This window comes from Microcoleus sp. N9_A1 (assembly GCF_036701795.1).
GTDB lineage: Bacteria > Cyanobacteriota > Cyanobacteriia > Cyanobacteriales > Microcoleaceae > Microcoleus.
The window spans coordinates 18,994-41,326 of sequence record NZ_JAUBRI010000055.1 but is presented as its reverse complement, the minus strand read 5'-3'; the positions used below and the strand labels follow the sequence as shown (position 1 = coordinate 41,326).

Genomic DNA, 22,333 nt, shown 5'->3' with positions numbered 1-22,333 from the left:
CCTAAATCTGGGTGAGAGTTGCGATCGCTTCAAGCTGAAAGTTATCGACCAGAGATGTCATCGCCGCGATGAAATCTTGTTGATCCTTGGGAATTTGAGCGATCAGTTCATAAAGCTTATTATCACTAAGATCGAGTGCTGCTTCATGAACTTCTGCAATCCACTTGGCGGGCATCGTTTTCAAGTCTGGAGTAAATATCTTTGGTGGCGAAGCTGATGACTCTGGCGGAACTTCTTCGGCGTAGGAGTAGCGGACACCCAAGTGATGAGCTATTTTGTCGAAAAGTGTGGCTTCAGTAAACGGCTTGGCAATGTAGTCATCGCAACCGGCTTCCATGCTGGCGGTGCGATCGTCTTCAAAAGCATAGGCAGTCAGGGCAATGATGCGTGTCATTGGTCTGTTGTCCTGTGACATTTGCTCTCTCGTGTCTGCTGATGACCCATGACTAATGACTAATGACTGTTGTGATCGAATCTGTCTCGTCGCTTCATAACCATCCATGACAGGCATTTGAATGTCCATCAAAATCAGATCAGGGTGCCATGTTTGCCAACGAGCGATCGCCTCTACCCCATTTTCCACCGCACATATATCAAACCCAACTGACTCCAGCAGCGTCACCAGCAGTTGCCTATTTTCTGGAACGTCTTCTACTACTAGAATTCGGTAGATAGGTTGCCCAGGTTCCAGTCCGATAATCCGATCGCTAATTTCAGGTTCCTCTAAATCAACGGAATCTGGTAATTCCAAAACAATTTTGCACGTAAAAGTCGAGCCTTGAGCCAGGGTGCTTCGCACGGTGATATCGCCTCCCATCAGACGCGCAAACTGACGACTGATAGACAGTCCTAAACCTGTTCCTCGATCGTGACGACCGCGATTGGTTTGCATGAAAGCGTCAAAAATTGATTCTAAATCTGAGGAAGAAATGCCAGCTCCGGTATCCTCAACTTCGACACACAAGGTAATAGTTGGTTTAATACCGGGTGGATTAGTGACGCGATCGCCAATTGTACCGGATGGCATATCATCTGATGAAAAAGCTCGTCCGCGCAGGGCTATGCTTCCTGTTGTTGTAAATTTGATCGCATTTCCCAGCAGATTAATCAAGATTTGGCGAAGTTTTGCTTGATCACCACAGACATAACGGGGGACAGTAGCATCCCACTCGCTGCTCAGATGTAACCCTTTCTCAGGCGCTTTGATGGTGAACATCTCGTTAATAGAACCCAGCAGTCGATGCAGATTAAAACAGCTTTTACTCAGCACCAATTGCCCTGCTTCAATCCTAGACATTTGCAAAACATCGTCGATCAATGTCAGCAGGTGTTCTCCACTACGGGTAATGATCCCTAAATGCTCTTGAAATTCTTCTGGAATATAGGGGCTGCGGTTCATAAGCTGGGTAAATCCCAGAATGGCGTTGAGTGGCGTTCTGAGCTCGTGGCTCATGTTCGCAAGGAACTGGCTTTTGGCACGGTTGGCTATTGCTGCCCTTTCAGCAGCGTGTTCTAGGGCAGCTTGCGAAAATTCTAACACCGCCAGCATGAGGATATGTCTCATTTCGGCAGCAGCTTCTAACTCTGCAATCTGCCACGGATAAGACATCTCCCGCACTGTCTCTTTCCACACTTCAAAGGATTTGCGGGGACACAGGTGCATTTTTCCAATTTCGTCGATCGAGACAGCATCCTGTGGATTTCCTGCCCAGTTTACGGTTTGAATTTGTTCTGGTCGGAACCAAAGGATGTGGTATGACTTTTGTTTGGCGTAGCATAGCAAGATTGAGATTGCTAAAACACCGCTAGCTCGCTCTTTGAATTGCTTCGCTTGGGGATACAAGTGAGACAAAGAAGCTGTTGCAAACACTCGTTCTTTGTTCTGTTCCAGCAACCATTGCAGGAGTTCGTCAACCTCAGCTTCAGATGGTGTTTGACCCACCAAGGTCAGACGACCATCGAGCATAATTGCAGCTCCCTGAGCATGAACTAAATCTAGCAGTTGAGAAGCATTTTCGGTCAATACCTGTTCGATAAAATTAGAATCTCGCCGGAATGCCTGCTGAAGTTGATCCTGAATAGTTTTCGCCTGCGATCGGTAAACGTTCAATTCTCGCTCTTGCTGATGTACCAGTTCGATCGAGGCAAATTGGCCTAAAAATTCACAGGTTTTGCGAGTTTCGTAATCTACCAATCGCGGGCTGTAATGGTGACAGGCAATTAATCCCCAGAGACGCCGATCGTCAATTAACGAAATCGTCAGTGTCCCAGCAACTCCCATATTCTGCAAATATTCAATGTGGTAGGGAGATACTCCCCTTAACACACAAGCACTTAGATCCTGGGGTGTATTGGTTAGGGGATGGTTGGTGGGAATTAGGCGGGCCGGAGTGTAATTGATATTGGGAATTTGGCGTATCCAATTGCGGTAAAACAATTTGCGGGCGGGTACGGGAATATCGATCGCCGGGTAATGCAATCCCAGGTAGCTTTCTAGATAGCTTTCTTTCTGTTCAGCAATCACCACCCCATGGTCATCGGCTTCAAAGCGATAAATCATCACGCGATCGAACCCGGTCAGGGCTTTCACTTCTCTAGCAATAGTTTGAGCTAAATCCGAAAGATCGATCGCACTGCGAAGGTTGAGGATAACTGTTTGCAGAAGCTGATAAAAATCGATTGAATGATTATTTTCAATTGTCAATTGGGGCTCGAGCTCCAGAATCAACTCATCGGGTAGCTGATGCAGTGTGCTTCTAAATGTTTGAATTTTGCCGTCTTTTAGAGGTATTTTTAGATCAAAACTATTATGAATGTTGAGTTGTTCTTGATTTAGATACCTGACAATTTCTTGTACTTGATCGTGACCCAATAAATCTGGCAATGGCTGACCTAGCAATTCTTCGGCAGAAATGCCAAAAAACTGTTCTACATTTTCGCTAGCTTGTAAAATATTGAGGCTGTTTCCTTGCATCAATAAAACGATTCCGTGGGGCTGAATCTGACCGGGAGCATACACGGATTCTTCGGTGCATTCCTCTAAACTTGTTAAATTTAAAGGAGTAATTTGGGAGAATTTGGTCATTTTATGAGGGATTTTAGAGCAGTAATCTTAAATAAAAACTAAGGAGGTTTTGTTCAACAGTTGCCACTAAATAGATTGTATTTTTGTTGGCTGTTCCTAATTCCATAGTCCTAATAAAACGTTTAACTAAACAACAACTTATAAATCCAATGGAGGAATTCCACTTGGGAAATTACCTTGAATTAGATTAATGATTTTCTCAAATTGATACTGGTTGGCGAGTTCCGTCAGATGAGTACCGAATTGAGCGAGTTCTGAGGAAAGTTGAGCTACCAGTTCAACGATCGCAACATCATCCCCACATAAAGCAGCATCTTCCAACTGAACCAGCCATACTTCTGGTAAGGTCGCCAGAAGCGTTGGATCGAGGGAATCTGAAACCCCAGAGGCAACAGAACAGAGGAAAGAAGGAACACAATTTGTTCCCCGTTCCCCGTTCTCTGTTTCTTCTTTCTGATATACATACTCTAACCCCAGGTATTCGGCCATCTTGAGAAATAGGGTTTGTTCCCGGAAGGGCTTGCTGATGTAGTCGTTGCAGCCAGCAGCCAAGGCGAGGGCGCGATCGCTCTGGGAAGCCTGGGCCGTAAGTGCAATAATGATACTGTTCTGCTCGCCTTCGATTGCCCGAATTTGCTTGGTAGCTTCGTATCCATCTAACACGGGCATCCGAATGTCCATCCAGCTTAGGTCGGGTTGCCATTCTTGCCAAATCTGCACCGCTTCCTCTCCGTTGGTAGCTTCTTTTACCTCTAATCCTAATTGTGTCAGTAATCTGACCATTAGCAAGCGATTGTCTGCTTGATCGTCAACCACCAAAATGCGATGATCCCGTTGACCGGGAGCCAGCCCAATCACGAGGCGATTATTCTCTTCGGGTGTGATATTAACTCCACTGATTGGGCTGACGGGAAGGGTAAAGGTGAAGGTACTCCCCTGTCCCAGAGTGCTGCTGACAGAAATTTCTCCGCCCATGAGTTCCAACAATTTGCGGCTAATGGTTAGACCTAGCCCAGTACCGCCGGTCGATCGCTTCCCAGCTTGGGCTTGCACAAACGCATCGAAGATGGTAGGGATCTCAACCGATGCAATCCCTAAACCTGTGTCAGTGACTACAAACTGGAGAATCGGCAGAGTTGTGGTCAATGCCACTGTACCGGAAGCCTCAATGCTGACGTGCAAAGTAATGCTTCCGCGATCGGTAAATTTGATGGCATTACTCAGCAGATTGAGCAAAACCTGGCGCAGTTTTTGAGCATCGGCAAGCATAAATTGGGGAACTTCTGGCGCAATCTCGAAACAAAGGTCAAGTCCTTTAGAACTTGCTCGTTCCGCCAACATATTTCGGAGGGAATTCAGCAGCGCAATTAAGTCAAACCCGCTATCTTCAACTGTGCAGTGTCCCGATTCAATTTTCGAGAGATCCAACACATCGTTAATCAAACTTAAGAGGTGATCGCCACTGCGACGAATTGTTTGCAGGTCTTCTTTTTGGTTGGGAGTTAGGCAGGGGTCATGGGTCATCACCTGGGCAAATCCTAGAATCACGTTGAGGGGAGTGCGTAATTCATGGCTCATATTGGCTAGGAAGGTACTTTTTGCAAAGTTTGCTGCTTCTGCGGCTTCCATTGCGTGCAGCAGTGCCAGTTCTTTGCGTTTGCGATCGCTAATATCTTGCCCAATGCCCAAAAAATGCCCGCTCGAAAGCCGCACGTTTGCCCAAGATGTCTCTAACTGCTGTCCGGTAGCAGTCAGTGTTTTCATATCTTGCCACTTGCCGGTTGCTGATAACATAAAGTCCCCGACACTTTGACGATCAACTGGGTCAGGATAACACTCAGCTAAGATATTTTTTTGCTGCCAATCTTCTAGGGACCAACCTAAAATTGTTTCAAATTCCGGGTTGAGCAATTCCATTTGACCTTGCCCGTTAAACAAAGCAATCATCACTGGGATATTATCAACGATCGCCTGAAACATCTCTTTCTGATAGCGCAGAGCTTCCTCTGCCTGTTGTCGAGCCGTAATATCTCGCAGAAAGGTAGTAAAAATAATTTCACCGTTGATCTCGATCTTGGAAATCGAAGCCTCTGCCGGAAACTCTGTACCATCTTTGCGCCGTCCTAAAATGGCTCCTCGCTCTGCCATTTGCCTTGCATAGCCTGCATTGTGAGTATACTCGCCGATGTGATTATGGTGAACCTCTGCAAAGCGCGAGGGCATCAACATCGCCAGGGGTTTCCCTAAAACTTCCTCAGCCGCGTAACCAAAAATTCGTTCTGCTCCTTTGTTAAACAGAGTAATTTGCTGATTGGTATTGATAGAAATGATGGCATCGCTGGCAATGTCTAAAATTCCAGCAAATCGCGCTTGAGAGATTTGTAAATCAATTTCCGCTTGTTTGCGTTCGGTGATATCCCGGCAGATACAGAAGTTCATCATTTCACATTCTAATTCAACCCGAGTCCAGCTAATTTCCACATCATAGACGGAACCATCTTTGCGGCGATGTCGCGTCTGAAACAGAGGAATAATCTCGTCTCTGATGATGAAAAGCTGTACTTCTTCTTTTGTCAATTGAGCATCCCAATCAAAGACACTTAGATTCAGGGTTTCTTCTAGGCTGTAACCCAGCATCCGCGCAAAAGTGGGGCTGGCTTCGACGACTTTTCCGAGGCGATTCATGATCACCACACCATCCATTGAAGTGTTGAAAAGTGTTTTACTCCGCAGGAGTTCTTGTTCTAATGCAAGTTCGGCTTTTTTGCGATCGCTAATATTTTTCATGAAGCAGTAATGCCCCAAAAATTGATGCTGTTCGTCGTAAGTTGAAATCATCACCATTTGTTTGTAAAAAACTGAACCATCTTGACGAACCCCTTTCGTTTCAACTTCAACTCTGCCCTCTTCCACCATCAGCCAATAAGCTGCCAGCACTTTTTCCAACTCATCAGGATATACGGTCTTTTCCCAGGACATCCCCATCATTTCTTCTGGCTGATAGCCTGTCATGTCAGCATAAGCTTTATTCACATACAGGTAACGCCCTTGTACATCCAGTTTGGAAATGCCAGACACCGCATTTTGCATCACCTCACTCATTTCTCTACGCTCTGCTTCTGCGTGTTTGCGATCGGTGATATCTTGGGAAAAACAAAGTAGGTAATGGGGCTGATGCTGCGCGTCGTAAATGGGAATCTTCACAGTATGCAGCCAACGTTTTCCCAGACAATGACTGTCAATGATTTCTTCGAGAATATCCTCAGTCTTACCTTTCTCAAAGGCTTCTCTATCCTTTTGGTCAAAAAAGATAGCCTGTTCGGTTGGGAAAAAATCATAGCCACTTTTGCCGATCGCTTGTTCGGCCCAGATGCCAAATAACAGTTCGCTGGTTTTATTCCAAAACTGAAATACGCCAAACCTTTCAGGCTGTGCGTCCTTAACAAAAACCGCAACCGGTAAATTATCCAGCAGTGCTTGTAAGAAATTGCGAGTTTTTTGGATTTCCTGCTCTACTTTTTTGCGCTTGCTAATATCAATAAACGTAACTACAACTTGGTTTAATTGACCATTTGTATCTAACTCAGGGTAGGCATTAACTAACACCCAAGTACAATTATCAATTTCTTTATTAATTCCTAAAACATAATTTTTGAGGGAACTTCCAGTGGATAAAACCTGATTAACCGGATATTCCTCTAGGGGCATAACGCTGCCATCTTCCCGCACAAAATGCCAGGCCGGCGATATGGCGGTTTTTCCCAGCATTTGATCCATTGAAAGCCCTAGTAATTCACCGGCCGTTTCATTACATAATTGGATGCTTGTATCTATCGCATGAATTACAAAACCCGCATTTAAGTTATCGATTAATTGCCGATATCTGGCTTCGCTGACCTGTAAAGCAACTTCAGCTTGCTTGCGCTCCGTAATGTCGGTGTGAGAGCCAGCCATCCGAATTACATTACCTGCATCATCCCAAAGTGCCTGACCGCGATCGAAAATCCATTTATAGGAACCATCTTTGCAGCGAACGCGATGTTCTGTGAGATAGAAAGGAGTTTTCTTGGCAAAATGGTCTTGAACGGCTTGCATCACCCATCCCAAATCATCGGGATGTACCAGATTAGCCCATTCGTCTACAAGGTTTTGGATTTCGTGGTCTTCATAGCCCAGGATTTCCTTCGAGCGACTAGACAAGAATATCTCGTTGGTTTGAACATTCCAATCCCAAATGCCGTCATTATTCCCGCGTACAGACAGTTCCCAGCGTTCTTCACTTTGACGTAGGGCTGCTTCTGCTTGTTTGCGGTCAGCAATATTCCGGGCAATCTTTGAGGCTCCAATTATATTCCCTGTTTCGTCTTTAATGGGGGAGACACTCATTGAGACATCGATTAATGTTCCATCTTTGCTCAGCCTCTTTGTATCGTAGTGTTCGATGCGTTCTCCTCGCTGGATTTTGGTGAGAACTTCGTTTTCCTCATCTCGATAGTCTGCAGGAATCAGTTTTGTCCCTGATTGCCCTACTATTTCGACCGCTGTATAGCCAAAAATTGTTTCTGCTCCTACATTCCAACTTGTAACTACACCCTCTAAATCTTTGCTGATAATGGCATCTTCCGAAGATTCAACGATCGCAGCTAGTCGGGCGATCGTAATTTCTGCCTGTTGTCGCTGGTTAATTTCCCATTGTAACTGGCGATTTGCTTTTTTGAATTGATGGACTTTGCGATAACTAACTTGTGCGAGATACACCACCAACATAAGCAGCCAAACTAAAATCAAGCCACCAATTAACACCACTATTGGTAAATGAGATTTTACCTCTTCTACTAAGGCTGAAGTTGGACAAACTTCTATTCGCCAGTCTGCATAATAGGCTCTGACCACAACCATTTTGGGCTTTGAATGTTGAGATAAAACCTCTTGACCGTAGATCAAATTTCTGCCATAATAAATAGCCAAATTGTAATTCGGGGAAACTTTTAAAATACTTTCAAATAGAGTTTTAAATGAAAAAACTCCGACAATAAACCCATCAAACCGCTCCCCTACAAATAAAGGAACACTTGCTATAAATCCTTGACCACCTTGAACAAGTGAAATATTGCCACTTAAGATAGGTTGACGTAAATCACGAGACACCTGCAAAGTGATTTTGCTACGCAATTCCCGATTAAAATCTAGGTTTTGCACTGCCTCATTTCCAGCCAGTGGCACAACCGATCGCACTTTAAATGATGGATCGACCAATTCGATCGCCTGATAACCGTAGAAATCCTTGACATAAGCATCAGCATCGGCTTCCCAAAGAGCCTTTGGTGTACCGCCATTGACTTGCCAGCGATTCGCCATTTGCCGAAGTGTCAGCATCCGAGTTGATAATTCTTGGCTCAGTTGTGACTGGATCGCATTGGCTTCGTGCTGAATTAACTGCTCGATGTGAATTTTTCCGTTGATGGTTAGCTGTTGCCACGTAAATAAAACAGCAAGAGAAGCCACCACACCAAGCAAAAGAGGTAGCAATCGTTTAAGTGGTGTTTGGTCTAAACTTATAATTACGTTGAGTCGAGGGTTCACCATAAATTAAGCGATAGATGAATAGAGCTTTCTTCAATTTTTGGGGCGATAATTGGGTAATTTAATTATGCAAAAAAACTAAATTTTTAGCCTAAAAACCCGTTAGCGATAAGGCCGTTTCTAAACTTTATACCCTAAGTTGAGCTGTTAAATTCCATCGGTAAAGAATGTTGTTCATTAACGCAGCATTTGATTCGACCAGCAGGGGCAGTGCGTCATAAAGACCTCTTTTTTTAACTAAAGGGTATTTCACTCTTGTTGCAAAGTGCTGTAAGCTCGCTTGAAGCAAGAATAACAGGACTCTAGAAAAAAAAAAATAAAGATTTGGTAAAGAATATAAAACGGTTAAGGAAAAGATACAAGTTTAAACATTCCGTAATAAAATTAAGATCGCAGAGAATTTTTATCCCACAATACGCACCTTGTAATGTCCCATCTGGTTTGTTATAATTCTACACTATTCAGATGCAGCTTTTGAGACCCATTCCTACATAAAATGGTTTTCCTGTTCCCTGTTCCTTGATTTGATCTGAGAGTCTAAATCTCAGCCCAACACATTGGCAGTTTGAACAGGAAGCATAGCTGGATCGATGGGATTCACTATCACTGCTGGTAGGTGATATGGGAGCATCTCATATTTGTCAAAACACTTCTTCTGGCTCCTTCCTTCTGACTCTTTCCTTCTGACTCCTGCCTCAAAACTCCAATTTCTAGCTTTGCTGCTTTCATTGAGATGCTGCCGGTGATATTGACAGTTTTAATGAATTTTTGACTACAGCAACGTAATAATTTGTCAAACTAATTGTTGCCCAAAACTTCTTTATATGTATAACCCGTGACGCTGAAGAAGAAAGGATTTACGTAGTTAACATTTCGCGGTTGATCGAGTCAGACGCCGCTCAACGGCACGGTATCCAATAGCGATCGCCAGCGTCGTTATTAGACCTCTTGCAAAAGTCCTTTTAATCAAATTTTGGAACGGGCTCTCCGGCCCGTTCCACAAGGAAAAATGTTTTTTGTGGGATGGGCCGGAGAGCCCATCCTAGTTATTTTTGCAAGAGGTCTATTGATGATAGCTGATCGCACGGGCAAAGCAATTGGGTGATCGAGTCGGCTTTGCGATTTTGGCTGTGCCAGCTTTTTTGGGGCTGACAGTGCTGTTGGTACTTCAGCGAATTTATCTCAATCCCCGCGATTTTGAAGCAGGAGCTTTGGAAATCAAAGGGAAGGGTGGCCGGGGCTGTTTTGGGTTTCTTTAGATGCTTTAGGGCTGATTGGGGCTGGCTATGGAGATTTTCCTTTCATTGCCTTTGACGCCGCCTAAAAACGAATACAAGCCCCTCGACTCCTGTGGTGGAGAGATAAAAATTTTAGACTCTTTTTCCAGCTCGCAGATTCATCTGTGGAGTAAATCTAAAATCTCAAATCCTTCGACTGAGCGCTCACACCGAAGTCTCAAATCTCCAATCGACTGACTTCCACAGAAGCGCGATCGCATTTGACAGCCAGATTCCGCTATTTTACGCTTGGGTTATGGGGATTGGCGCGATCACAGCCCTAATTTTTGGGCCGCAAGTTCGATCGCATCGGCATCTTAACCATGATGTTTGCAGTGATTTTTTCTTCACTGTTTGCCCCCTTGGTATTGTTCAGAAATGGGCAGGGGAGATTGCTAGGAATGACTTTATGGGTATAGGTAGGGGAGTTTAGGAATCAATTTTGAAAGCAGCCGTAGCTTGACTCGTGCCTGCAGACAAAAGAGGTTCAGCCTATGGGATCTTTAACACAGGCTATGGCTAATACTGATTTCTGGGCAGTTGGGCGATGATAATTTGGTACCATCGCTCAATTATTTTGCTGGTTGTATTTTCAGTTTCGATCCAACTCTCTACTCTTCCAGTCTTGTTGCGGGTAAAAAAGCGATCGTCTGTCACAGAAAATTGACTGAATACTCGGCAGTCATACCATTTTTGATTTTCGATTGAGAATGACGGACAACGGGAGCATCTCAATGAAAGCAGCCAAGCTAGAAATTAGAGTTAGGAGCCAGGAGCCAAGAGCAGGAGGAAAGAGTCAGAAGGAAGGAGCCAGAAGAAGTGTTTTTACAAATATGAGAGGCTCCCACGGACTGCATCATGGTTTGGGCTTGCCTGCCCTTGCATTATTTTACAAAACAGGTATCAATTAGCCGTTATCAGTTGTCAGTTTCCCAGAGTTTTTAACTAATGACTACTAACGCCGTATTACTGACTACTGACTACTGACTAAGAACTAAATTTAAACTAAACATAGGAGGTTGGATTGTGGTAGTTAAAACAACAACAGATGGTCTCATTACCTTAGAACGAGTTAGCAAGTCTTACCAGCAGCCCAACGGTCAAAAAATCTCTATTTTAGAGCCAATTAATTTAGAGCTCCGAGCGGGCGAAATAGTAGCTTTACTCGGCCCTTCCGGTTCAGCAAAATCAACATTAATGCGGATAATTGCCGGACTTATCCCGCCCACCGACGGTCAAGTTCTCTACCACAATCGTCCTTTAGTCGGCTTAAATCCGGGAGTGGCAATTGTATTTCAAAACTTTGCCCTTTATCCCTGGCTGACGGTACTAGAAAATGTAGAATTAGGCTTAAAAGCTAAAGGATAATTGCCCGAACTGCGCCTGCAAAAAGCCTTGCAGATGATTAACATTATCGGTTTAGACGGATTTGAGAATGCTTATCCGAAAGAACTTTCTGGAGGAATGCGGCAGCGGGTGGGATTTGCTAGAGCTTTCGCGGTGGAACCCGAATTGCTTTGCATGGATGAACCGTTTTCAGCTTTAGACGTGCTGACAGCAGAAAACTTGCGGTTTGAGTTATTAGATTTGTGGCTGGAAAAAAAGATTCCGACTCAAGCTGTGTTAATCGTAACTCACGGGATTGAGGAAGCGGTAATTTTAGCCGATCGCGTTGTAGTCTTGGGCCGCAACCCGGGGCGAATTCGCGCCGAATTGACGGTGACTTTGCCGCACTACCGCGATCGCAAAACACCGCAATTCCAAGCTCTCGTAGACCAAGTTTACAAAATTCTCACCAATCCAGAGTTAAGCTGCGAAACAGTGACAGCACCTGCTCAAAGTGCCACTAATGTGTCTCAACCTCAACCGGCTCAAAGCGCTAAATACCAATCTCTGCCGCAGGTGCGAACCGGTGCGATCGCAGGTCTGTTGGAACTCTTGGAAGACCGCAAGGAGAAAGACCTCTACCGCCTCGGTCAAGAATTAATGTTAGAGGTTGACGACATTTTGCCGATTGTGGAAGCAGCAAAATTAATGGAATTTCTGGTAATTCAAGAAGGCGACCTCCTTTTAACTCCAGTTGGTATTCAGTTCATTGCCGGCGGAATTGACCAGCGCAAACAAATTGTTCGTACCCAAATTCTCAAAAATATTCGCCTGGTACAGCAAATTTCTCGAATGCTTCAGGCCAAGCGCAATCACCGCATTTCTGAAGAGTTGATTTTGGATATTCTAGAAACCCACTTTAGCCCCCAAGAAGCAATGCGGCAATTGAAAACTGCTATTGACTGGGGTCGCTATGCAGAGTTATACAGTTACGATGAACCGGGCGGCGAAATCTTCTTAGAATCTGAAGTCAGTAGTCAGTGGTCAGTAGTCAGTGGTCAGTAGTCATTAGTCCGCAGTCATCAGTAATTAGTTATTAGTTATTTACTAGCAATGAGCAATTAACAATTACCCGATGCCCTACCCCTCCGATCCCCCAAATTCTAACTTCCAAATTTCCAATTACCTTTTTCCCAATTACCAATAACTACTTCGTATGACAAGACCTCTAACACCCGCCAATAAAACCTTAGAAAGGTCAGCTTGGACTTGGCAAGACGGCTTGCTGATTCTAGCAATCTTATCTCTAATTTTGGGAATTGTCCAAACAGCTTCTCAATTCAAGGGTAACTACAACCCGGATTTTATAATTGAGACCACGCTAAATGTCTTGCCAGCATATACCGCCCAGACTCTTTTACGCATGGCAGCAGCCTATTTTTTATCGCTGCTGTTTACCATAGTTTATGCTTATTCTGCTTACCGCTTTCCCCTGGCAGCAAAAATTTTAATTCCTTTGTTAGACATTTTGCAGTCGATTCCAGTTTTATCTGTTTTGCCCGGTGTTGTTTGAGCGCTAGTTACTTTATTTCCGGGTCAAAGAATCGGTGTAGAAATAGCATCGGTTATCTTAATATTTACTGGGATGAGTTGGAATATGACTTTTAGTTTCTATCAGTCGCTTTCCGGCATTCCCCTAGAACTAAAGGAAGCTGCTCAAGTTTATCGGCTCAATGCTTGGCAGCAATTTTGGACGTTAGAATTGTCCGCTGGTGCGATCGGACTGGTGTGGAACAGCGTCATGTCAGTGGCGGGCGGCTGGTTTTTTTTGATTGCGATCGAATCTTTTACCTTGGGGGACAAAAACTTTAATTTGCCTGGACTCGGTTCCTATTTGGGCAAGGCAGCCAGTGAAGGCAATTTTGGGGCGATCGGCTGGGGTTTAGCAGTATTAATTGGTGTGATTATAGCGATCGACTTTTTTATCTGGCAGCCTTTGATTGCTTGGGTAGAAAAGTTTAAATATCAAGCGGTGGAAGCTGCCAATGTACCGCAGTCAAACTTGTTGGATTTTTTAAGGCGATCGGCGACGCTGCGGGTGTTGAAGTCGCGTATTTCGCCGATGGGCGACAGTTTCGATCGCGGTTTGGTCAGAGCTTTTGCACCTGCTAATTTACCAACAAATCCTCGCCAACTAACCCGCATCGGAAATTGGATAAATTGGCTGTTTGTCAGCGGGTTTGCCGTCATTGTACTTTGGGGAACTTGGGAAGCGGTGCTCCTGCTGCGTTTGCTGAGTTTGTCGGACTGGCAAAAAGTCATGGGAGGTGCTTTTTTCACAGCTTTGCGAGTCATTTGCGCGTTATTTTTATCGCTGTTGTGGACAGTACCGCTTGGAGTGGCGATCGGTCGAAATCCACGTTTAGCTCAGATTTTGCAGCCATTAGTACAAATAGCCGCTTCTGTACCGGCAACGGCTTTATTTCCTGTATTGCTACTAGCTTTAATTCAAACGGGAGGTGGCTTAGAAATTGGTTCTGTGGCGCTGATGATGTTGGGTACAATGTGGTATTTGCTGTTTAATGTTATTGCGGGCGCTCAATCGATACCTTCGGAGTTCTTTGAAGCCGCGCAAGTTTACAAACTTTCCCTAGTTCAGCGCTGGAAAACTTTAATCCTACCCGGAATTTTTCCTTATTTAATCACAGGAACTATTACGGCGGTTGGCGGAGCTTGGAATGCCAGTATTGTCAGCGAATACGTGCAGTTTAAAGGTGAAACAATTACCACAAGCGGTTTGGGCGAGACGATTTCTCAAGCAACGGCATCGGGTAATTTTCCTTTGCTGTTAGCGGCTACTTCTGTGATGTCGCTGTTGGTTGTATTGACTAACCGTTTGGTGTGGCGGCCGCTTTACCGTTTGGCGGAATAAAAATATCAATTGTTGGTTTAAATTGACAGTTGACAGTTGACAGTTGACAGTTGACAGTTGACAGTATAGCCATTCTCAACGGCGATGAGGTATGTCAGGTAATTGGTAATCGGTAATTGGTAATCGATCGCACTTTCCCGAACTCACGCTCTTTGGCGCTAGATCGAAAACATAATACCAAGAAACTCGGTTTCGACAATACAGCTTGGTTTTGGTGGTGCCGCATCTGCCAAAAAATTCGGTTGCTAGCCCCGCAGGTATAAATCCTATAACTGCAACCAGTGGCGTCAATAGGCTCTAAACTGGATTCAGAAAGGCGCGGAGCACAGGTTTAGGAGGGTCATCAGTGACAGAAAGCAATTATCAATCCTCTTCGTTACCCACCTACGCGCGAAAAGAACTGCGGGAATTAGTTCGATCGCAGTTAAGGGCCCTGTTGGAAGAAGGAGACTTTAAAGGAGCAAAAGCGATTTTGCACCCGGTGCAGGAAGCAGACATAGCTGAAGCTATCGAAGGCCTGCCAGAAACCATGCAAGTAATAGCTTTCCGCTTGCTTTCCAAAGACGAAGCGATCGCAGTTTACGAATATCTCGACTCCAGCGTTCAGCAGTCCCTCTGCGAAAAGTTCAAACGCCAAGAAGTCATTGACATTGTAGACAAAATGTCACCGGACGATCGCGCTAAACTCTTTGACGAACTGCCGGCAATATTAGTCCGTCGCCTGTTGGGTGAATTGAGCCCGACGGAACGAGAAGCTACGGCCCAACTTTTGGGTTACGAAGCCAGTACCGCCGGCAGGATAATGACCCCGGAATACATTTCTCTGAAAGAAAGCTTTACCGTAGCCCAAGCTTTAGACCGAATTCGCTCTTTGGCTAAAACTACCGAAACAATTTATTCTCTTTACGTCACCGACGCCGGACGCAGCTTGACAGGTATTTTATCTTTGCGGGATTTAGTCACTTCGCCCCTCGACAAAACTGTCGGCGAAATTATGACCCGCGACGTAGTTTCTGTTCAAACTGGCACGGATCAAGAAGAAGTAGCTAGGCTGATCCAGCGTTACGATTTTTTAGCTGTGCCCGTTGTAGACCGCGAACAGCGTCTGGTCGGGATCATTACAGTTGACGACGCGATCGACATTTTAGAACAAGAAGCCGACAAAGATATTTATGCCTTGGGTGGCGTCCAGTCTGGTGGTGACAATTATTTTCAGACCGATTTAATCACCGTTGCTCGCAAAAGGGTCGTATGGCTGTTTATTCTGCTTTTAACCAATACTGTCACTGGCGCAATCATTAGAGCTCAAGAAGATATTTTGCAACAAGTAGTTGCGCTAGCAGCCTTTATTCCGCTGCTGACTGGCACTGGAGGTAATGTCGGAGCTCAGTCCTCAACAGTTGTAATTCGCGGTTTGAACACTGACGAAATTACAGCAATGGGGCCGATGAAAATAATTGTGCGGGAGGGGATGGCGGGAGCGCTACTAGGAGCTATATTGGGGACGGTAGCGACTGGCTGGGCTTATGTTCTGCAAGGGAGTTTAGCAGTGGCACTCGCGGTGGGGGTGAGTTTGTTTGCGATCGCAATTTTAGCTTCTATTGCTGGTTCAGCTCTGCCGTTTCTGTTTCGTTCTTTGGGTTTAGACCCCGCTTTAATGTCTGCTCCCTTTATTACCACCGCAGTTGATGTCCTTGGGGTATTGATTTATTTCACTTTAGCTCGACTAATTTTGCAGATTTAATATATTTAATTAAATGGCTGTGAATAAAAAACTTAATCGGTTTTTCACCACTGCTAAATTCGGGGTATACGTGCGATTACATACCGGATATCTGCGCTCGCGCTTACTTTATTTTTATCCGCATACTGGCACCAGTTGAAAAAAGAATGCAGCTATAGGCCCGTGATCCAAACTCCGAGCTTCATCAGTCATTCCAAATCTAAAATCTACAATCTACAATCTAAAATCTAAAATGGTATTAGCCTATGTCATCATCCAATTCACCCACCAAAATCCAAAATCCCAAGTCGAGCAATTGGTTAGAAACTGCTGAAGTGGTTTTTATTGCTGCCTCTGCTGTGGGATTGGCTGTTAGTTTGGTTTGGGGGCAGAGCGTTTATGCTCAAGTGCCTGTAGTGATTTCGTTGGTGTTGAATTTTGTGAACCGGCAGAAGCTGCACAGGCAAGTCAAAGCAAGTACGGCGGCTACGTTCGATCGGGTAAATCAACAAGCAGCTACTACCGATCGCGCGATCGAGCAATTGCAACTTGCTGTAAATGCTTTAGACGAAGCTCTTTCTCAAACATCTCATGAAAATCTCAATGTTGTTGGGCCGGGAGAAAACGTACACTCTCTAATTTCAGCCATTGAGAACCTGCGCCAGCGACTAATAATTTTAGAAAAAACTATTAAAATGATTCAAAGCGAGATCGAACTCACCAGCCGCCAATTCAAACAGCGGCCCGAGTTGCAACAAGTCGAAACTTTGACAACAATAATTCTGGACTTGCAGCAGTTTATCAACGAACTGCCACAGTGGGGCAATTTACAGCAGCGGCAGCTAACAGAACTTCAGCAAAAAGTAGACAATGCTTTGGCTGAGCTCTCAGAAGAAATTGCTGTCATTCCCAACCGCGTGCAAGAGGCGCTAGCTAGTCGCGGTGGGGAAATTAACCCACAGTTTGGTTCTGGTTTGAATGCCGAGCAAAAAAATGGTTATCGACCTAAAACCCAGAATGAGAAAATTCGCCAGAAATATCCCAGAGCTTATGTCAAGTGGAGTCAGGATGAAGAAGAAAATTTGAAGAAAGAATATGCTAGCGGTCAACAAATTGACGAATTAGCTCAGAGATTTCAGCGACAGCCTAGTGCCATTCGTTCGCGCTTACAAAAATTAGGATTAATCGAATAATAGTAATTTGTAATTTGTAATTTGTAATTTGTAATTTGTAACCACAGAAAACAAACCACAGTCAACAGTCAACTGACAACTGACAAATAATATCAAATCTGTTAGCACCCGAATGATTCAGATCTCTCTTCTCGACAAGCGCGTGAATCAGCGTCAATCCATTGTCATCTGGGATGAATAAATTCTTTTTTTTAACCGCAGATGAGGGCAGATGCAACAGAGATTAACGCAGATGAATGATATCAATTCCGGTTGCACAATCCATCGGGAATTGTTGACCCTTCGGCTTCGCTCATGGCATCGCTGTTGACTGGATTTGACTATTCCGATGCAACCGGAATGGATATAAAAAAGCGATCGCCCTTTTTTTCAAAAGAGCGATCGCTTTGTTTCTGTATTCAGTACCGGCTGCCAACAGCGGGCCACTAACATTACATCTCAAGGCTTTTTAGCCTGGGTCTACCTCATTTTAGAAATCTTGGGGTAACAAAGAACTTAAACGCTCCAACAAAGGATCGGAATTCCGAGGAGGAGCAACTTCAGCATCAGACACTACATTATCATCCGCCACAGATTCAGACTCAATGGGGCCAGGCTCTACTACTTTTGAAACTTGGGCAAAAGAAACTTGAGCAAACTTACTGTTAACACTCCCCTGCAATTGATCCAACTGCGCGCTGAGTTGACTCAGGTGATGTTCCAGTCCCTCCAAACGGCTTAATTCCTCTGCCGAAACATTGTGCTCAAACTCAGAAAATTTTACCACAAGTTCAGCAATACGCTGTTCCAACCGTTGAAAGCTCTGTGTAGAGCTAGCAGACTCAGATACCGACAAAAACTGCCACAAAGCTTGTTTGCAGAGATTGCTGAAAGTCTGATACTTCGTGAAAGCCAACTCTTTTTCAATAGCGGCCAGCAAAGTTTGATCCGCAGCATCTTCCGTAAACGCCACCGAGAAATTCGCCTTATTTTTTGCCCACAGTGCCATAGGGTTCAAGCCTTAATGCGTTACTTAATCGTGGCTAGCTGAGCCTCAGCATAAATAAACTGTCCCAAAGCATTAGCTTTCCGGGAAGGCTGAGCCAAGTGAGCCTTAAGATTGGCGTCTTTAAGCAAAGGTTGCAACACCTCCCAGAAAAACTCGCCGCCCCCGCCAGTCAGAACCACATCCGTCACACGTTCCGGCAGCCACTGCACCAAACGTTCGGACAGTTCGTTAGCGAAAGCCTCTCGCAAATCCTTAATAATCGGATCTAAATTAGTCGGCTTAGTCGCTCCTCTCGGACGGTAAAAACGCTGGCCTTCTGGTTTATTCACCGCTTCCAGTAAAGACAGAGATTGAGGGTCTGCTCCCGGAATTTTTGAGGCAACTTGTTCGTAGAACTTGTTCATTGCGAAGGAATCGCTCTTAGAAGCCGCGCGGGCGAACCGGAAACGATCGACCATTAACAAATCGGTAGTTTGGTGTCCGATATCGACAACAGCCACCGACAGTTCCGGCAACTCCGGCGAAAACTCCTTGTTGTCTTGAGCCTCGCACCAAATCAGGCTGCCGAACCCTTCGGGCATCACCCAAACGTGACTGATATTAATATCCACACGCTCGCCCCGGTACACCACAACGTGGGGAGAGCGCAGTTGGCTGATAATCTCTTCCTTTTCCTTCTCAAACTGATCCTGCGAATAAAAAGGCAAACCCAGCACAACTGCTATTTCGCCCTTCATCTGGAAATATCCAGCACAGGAAAATACCTTAACCAAAGCATCTACTACTTTCGACTGGTCGGCGCCACCGAGGTTAGCGCCAAAATCGGCAGCCAATTGACCGATCGCGTATCCTTTGCCTTGGTACTCCAGCCACATATCCAACAGAGGGTCTGTTGCTTTCGACTCAAAGCTGCCACCCCGCACCTTTTCCACGGGCATAGTAGCCACGTTGGCAGGGATGAAAACAACGCTACTCGGGTTGCGACTCACGCAGGCTTTAGTTGCCGTCCGACCCAAATCAGCACTAATAATCGATTTGTGAGAAGCGACTTTAGTCTGCTGGGTCAGCATAGCCGAATTAGGAACAAGCTGTCTAGTTGTCATCTGAAAAATGGGTAGAAACCCCGTCCTTCTAGGACGGCTTTATTATTGTTTTGGATTTACTACTGCCTTGGGATTGGTTGGTTCGGTGTGCTTTTGTGTTGCACTTTCAACGGGACAGTTACCGTTTCAAGTCTCCCAATCCTGTACGCATAGCATTTTGCTCGCGCCGGGGCGCAGCCTCCCTTGCGGGGTAAAGTTAGCTTGTCGGTCAATGTTTTCTGAGCTTTTTAGACTTGCAGCACTGTTTCAGTGACCTTGAAACTGTTTAACTGCAAATGACAGGGCAGGGGACTAGCTAAGCATCCGCCCGGTGTCGTGACTCAAAAAACGTAGTCAGTTAAGACGCTTGGCTGGTCAGAACCGCTTGCTAGATTTCTCTTTCAAGCCTCATGCCGTCAGGGCTAAGGTTCCTGACGCCTTATCCCTTAACACTGCCGCGCTTAAAGACAGTGGGTTTTGCGGCGATTCTTCTAACTTTACCTAGATCGGTATCGAAATCAGCACCAAACATTATATTCGGGACGATCGCCCTTACCGTAACTAACCTAACTTTTTCTGGAGCCATCGTGCTCAAAGCTCTGTTGCCTGAGAGTGCATTGTTAAGTTAAATTTAGTTAAGATTCTGAGTGTAAACTTTTGTCGCACTTCTCCGACACCGCGATCTTACCCGATCTGTCCCCAATTCAAGGCATCCGCATTTATGAAAATTTCTTGGCGAACTATACTACTTTGGACTTTACCTGCCTTAGTCATCGGCTTTTTCTTGTGGCAGGGAGCCTTGGCACCATCCCCAGCAGAAATGAGCAAGAACACCGCCAGCACCCGCTTAAGCTACGGTCGATTCTTAGATTACTTAAACGCAGGTCGAGTCACCAGCGTTGATTTGTATGATGGAGGCCGCACAGCGATCGTCCTAGCCGTCGATCCCGAACTGGACAATCACGAGCAGCGGTGGCGGGTAGACTTGCCCTCAAATTCCCCGGAACTGGTTTCTAGGCTCAGAGACTCCAAAATCAGCTTCGACACTCATCCCCTGCGGAACGACGGCGCAGTCTGGGGACTTTTAGGCAATCTAGTATTTCCCCTCTTGTTAGTAGGAGGGCTGTTTTTCCTCTTCCGCCGCGGCGGTGGCAACGTACCGGGAGGCCCGGGCCAAGCCATGAACTTTGGTAAATCCAAAGCACGCTTTCAAATGGAAGCTAAAACAGGCGTACTGTTCGACGACGTAGCAGGCGTTGAAGAAGCCAAAGAAGAACTCGCCGAAGTCGTGACTTTCCTCAAAAAACCCGAACGCTTCACCGCAGTCGGGGCAAAGATTCCCAAAGGCGTGCTGCTGGTTGGCCCTCCAGGAACAGGTAAAACCATGCTGGCAAAAGCGATCGCAGGGGAAGCCGGCGTGCCTTTCTTCAGCATCTCCGGTTCAGAATTTGTGGAAATGTTCGTCGGTGTCGGCGCATCCCGCGTCCGCGACTTGTTCAAAAAAGCGAAAGAAAATGCTCCTTGTATCATCTTCATCGATGAAATCGATGCAGTCGGTCGCCAGCGCGGCGCTGGTATCGGTGGCGGTAACGACGAACGGGAACAAACCCTGAACCAATTGCTGACCGAAATGGACGGTTTTGAGGGCAATACTGGGATCATCATCATTGCTGCCACCAACCGCCCCGACGTGCTCGACTCAGCGCTGCTGCGTCCGGGACGTTTTGACCGCCAAGTTAGCGTCGATGTACCGGATATCAAAGGTCGCTTGGAAATTCTAGAAGTTCACGCGCGTAACAAGAAGCTGTCTGCGGAGATTTCTTTGGATGCGATCGCCCGCCGCACTCCGGGTTTTACCGGCGCGGATTTGGCTAACTTGCTCAACGAAGCTGCTATTTTAACAGCGAGACGCCGCAAAGAAGCGATTACGATGCTCGAAGTTGACGATGCAGTCGATCGCGTGGTAGCAGGTATGGAAGGCACGCCGCTGGTGGACAGCAAGAGCAAGCGCTTGATTGCTTACCACGAAATCGGCCACGCGGTTGTCGGTACTTTGATTCAAGCCCACGATCCCGTGCAAAAAGTTACCTTAGTCCCTCGCGGACAAGCTCGCGGCTTGACTTGGTTCATGCCTAGCGAAGACCAAGGTTTGATTTCTCGATCACAAATCTTAGCCCGGATTAGCGGTGCTTTGGGCGGCCGCGCAGCCGAAGAAGTAGTTTTCGGTGATGCTGAAGTTACCACCGGTGCCGGCAACGACTTGCAGCAAGTCAGCGGTATGGCCCGCCAAATGGTTACTCGCTACGGGATGTCTACCTTGGGCCCGATCGCCCTAGAAGCTCAGCAAAGCGAAATTTTCCTCGGCCGCGACTACACGGCGCGATCGGAATATTCCGAAGAAATTGCTTCTCGGATTGACGGACAAGTCCGGGAAATTGTCGATCGTTGCTACGACGACGCCCGCCGAATTATTCGCGAAAATCGCACTGTGGTCGATCGTTTAGTCGATTTGCTGATCGAAAAAGAAACCATCGACGGCGAAGAGTTGCGCCTGATCGTCTCTGAATATACTTTTGTTCCTGAAAAAGAACAGTACGTTCCTCAGCTTTAAAAAGTTAAAGGCGAATATTCAGGGCGAATAGAATTCGCGACTACACAAACAAATTCCGCCTCCACGGACTGAAGAAATTCAACCCGCGCAGGCGGGTTTTGTCTGTGTAGCAGCGGTTTCAACCGCCGACTCAAAAGCAACTATATGATTAAGAATTCATCGATTTGTTTGATAGTAATTTCAACATGAATTTTCGTCAATACTTTGAGCGCCCGCGCCGAAAAATTAAGATGTTTTGTAGATATTTGCATCGACCCCAGCAGCGTAGAATTAAGCAAATCGGATATTCCCGGTGCTCCTTCTTATCCCGTCAGAATTATTTTAGGCACTCAGCAGTTTAGTAACGAGAAAATGCTGGTGCAAATGGAAGTTAACTGCAATTCGCGAGAGTTTAGAACAGTCAGAATTAGCGAAGATGGCGAAAATTGGTCGAATTTCGATCCGAGATGGACTTTGGTCGATCGCACAAACTCATATTTGTCTCGGCTGGTAGACTATAGTTGTCAATTGGCGATCGCCGAACAATAGCATAA

The 22,333-nt window shown here is 45.7% G+C and carries 12 protein-coding genes and 1 pseudogene; 9 read left to right on the top strand and 4 right to left on the bottom strand.

Annotated features, from left to right (window positions below; all coding sequences use genetic code 11):
• Position 1: 1 nt before the first annotated feature.
• A complete protein-coding gene (locus QUA58_RS22485; protein ID WP_333396059.1) occupies positions 2–3,085 on the bottom strand; it encodes a response regulator in 3,084 nt (1,027 codons plus the stop codon).
• Between the two features lie 138 nt (positions 3,086–3,223).
• Complete coding sequence (locus QUA58_RS22480) at positions 3,224–8,671, bottom strand: PAS domain S-box protein (protein ID WP_333396057.1); 5,448 nt, start codon at positions 8,669–8,671, stop codon at positions 3,224–3,226.
• Between the two features lie 1,094 nt (positions 8,672–9,765).
• Between QUA58_RS22480 and QUA58_RS22475 the strand changes: the two genes are divergently transcribed.
• The 7 genes and pseudogenes from QUA58_RS22475 to QUA58_RS22445 all read left to right on the top strand — a co-directional run bounded on the left by QUA58_RS22475 (position 9,766) and on the right by QUA58_RS22445 (position 17,119).
• Positions 9,766–9,927 (top strand): hypothetical protein, encoded by a 162-nt coding sequence (locus QUA58_RS22475; RefSeq protein WP_333254129.1) that lies wholly within the window; start codon positions 9,766–9,768, stop codon positions 9,925–9,927.
• 1,044 nt (positions 9,928–10,971) lie between these two features.
• Positions 10,972–11,469, top strand: a pseudogene (locus QUA58_RS22470) (ABC transporter ATP-binding protein); the annotation flags it as partial.
• Entirely contained in the window at positions 11,467–12,336 is an 870-nt protein-coding gene (locus QUA58_RS22465) for an AAA-associated domain-containing protein (RefSeq protein ID WP_333254164.1), read from the top strand. The pseudogene QUA58_RS22470 and the gene QUA58_RS22465, both read left to right, overlap by 3 nt.
• Positions 12,337–12,487: 151 nt before the next feature.
• Positions 12,488–12,844 carry a hypothetical protein gene (locus QUA58_RS22460; RefSeq protein WP_333254127.1) on the top strand — a complete coding sequence of 119 codons (357 nt, stop codon included), beginning with the start codon at positions 12,488–12,490 and terminating at the stop codon, positions 12,842–12,844.
• 30 nt (positions 12,845–12,874) lie between these two features.
• Positions 12,875–14,203, top strand: a complete 1,329-nt coding sequence (locus QUA58_RS22455; RefSeq protein ID WP_333396072.1) for an ABC transporter permease subunit — start codon at positions 12,875–12,877, stop codon at positions 14,201–14,203.
• 346 nt (positions 14,204–14,549) lie between these two features.
• Positions 14,550–15,947, top strand: a complete 1,398-nt coding sequence (gene mgtE, locus QUA58_RS22450; protein WP_333254125.1) for a magnesium transporter — start codon at positions 14,550–14,552, stop codon at positions 15,945–15,947.
• 245 nt (positions 15,948–16,192) lie between these two features.
• Positions 16,193–17,119: a hypothetical protein gene (locus QUA58_RS22445; protein ID WP_333254123.1), complete on the top strand. Its 927-nt coding sequence runs from the start codon at positions 16,193–16,195 to the stop codon at positions 17,117–17,119.
• A gap of 469 nt (positions 17,120–17,588) precedes the next feature.
• Here the strand turns inward: QUA58_RS22445 and QUA58_RS22440 are convergent, their stop codons facing one another.
• Together QUA58_RS22440 and QUA58_RS22435 are read right to left on the bottom strand one after the other, a co-directional pair.
• Positions 17,589–18,107, bottom strand: coding sequence for a hypothetical protein (locus QUA58_RS22440; protein WP_333254119.1), 519 nt, complete (start codon positions 18,105–18,107; stop codon positions 17,589–17,591).
• Between the two features lie 20 nt (positions 18,108–18,127).
• Positions 18,128–19,210 carry a ParM/StbA family protein gene (locus QUA58_RS22435; protein ID WP_333254117.1) on the bottom strand — a complete coding sequence of 361 codons (1,083 nt, stop codon included), beginning with the start codon at positions 19,208–19,210 and terminating at the stop codon, positions 18,128–18,130.
• Positions 19,211–19,910: 700 nt separating this feature from the next.
• Here QUA58_RS22435 and ftsH2 point away from each other — a divergent pair.
• Together ftsH2 and QUA58_RS22425 are read left to right on the top strand one after the other, a co-directional pair.
• Complete coding sequence (gene ftsH2 / locus QUA58_RS22430) at positions 19,911–21,800, top strand: ATP-dependent zinc metalloprotease FtsH2 (protein WP_333254113.1); 1,890 nt, start codon at positions 19,911–19,913, stop codon at positions 21,798–21,800.
• A gap of 204 nt (positions 21,801–22,004) precedes the next feature.
• Positions 22,005–22,328: a hypothetical protein gene (locus QUA58_RS22425; RefSeq protein ID WP_333396054.1), complete on the top strand. Its 324-nt coding sequence runs from the start codon at positions 22,005–22,007 to the stop codon at positions 22,326–22,328.
• Positions 22,329–22,333 lie beyond the last annotated feature (5 nt).

Excerpts from the sequence above, each read along its gene's own strand:
- QUA58_RS22460 (WP_333254127.1), top strand. The coding sequence starts at position 12,488 with ATGACAAGACCTCTAACACCCGCCAATAAAACCTTAGAAAGGTCAGCT.
- QUA58_RS22465 (WP_333254164.1), top strand. The coding sequence starts at position 11,467 with ATGGATGAACCGTTTTCAGCTTTAGACGTGCTGACAGCAGAAAACTTG.
- QUA58_RS22435 (WP_333254117.1), bottom strand. The coding sequence starts at position 19,210 with ATGACAACTAGACAGCTTGTTCCTAATTCGGCTATGCTGACCCAGCAG.
- QUA58_RS22480 (WP_333396057.1), bottom strand. The coding sequence starts at position 8,671 with ATGGTGAACCCTCGACTCAACGTAATTATAAGTTTAGACCAAACACCA.
- QUA58_RS22440 (WP_333254119.1), bottom strand. The coding sequence starts at position 18,107 with ATGGCACTGTGGGCAAAAAATAAGGCGAATTTCTCGGTGGCGTTTACG.
- QUA58_RS22485 (WP_333396059.1), bottom strand. The coding sequence starts at position 3,085 with ATGACCAAATTCTCCCAAATTACTCCTTTAAATTTAACAAGTTTAGAG.
- QUA58_RS22445 (WP_333254123.1), top strand. The coding sequence starts at position 16,193 with ATGTCATCATCCAATTCACCCACCAAAATCCAAAATCCCAAGTCGAGC.
- ftsH2 (WP_333254113.1), top strand. The coding sequence starts at position 19,911 with ATGAAAATTTCTTGGCGAACTATACTACTTTGGACTTTACCTGCCTTA.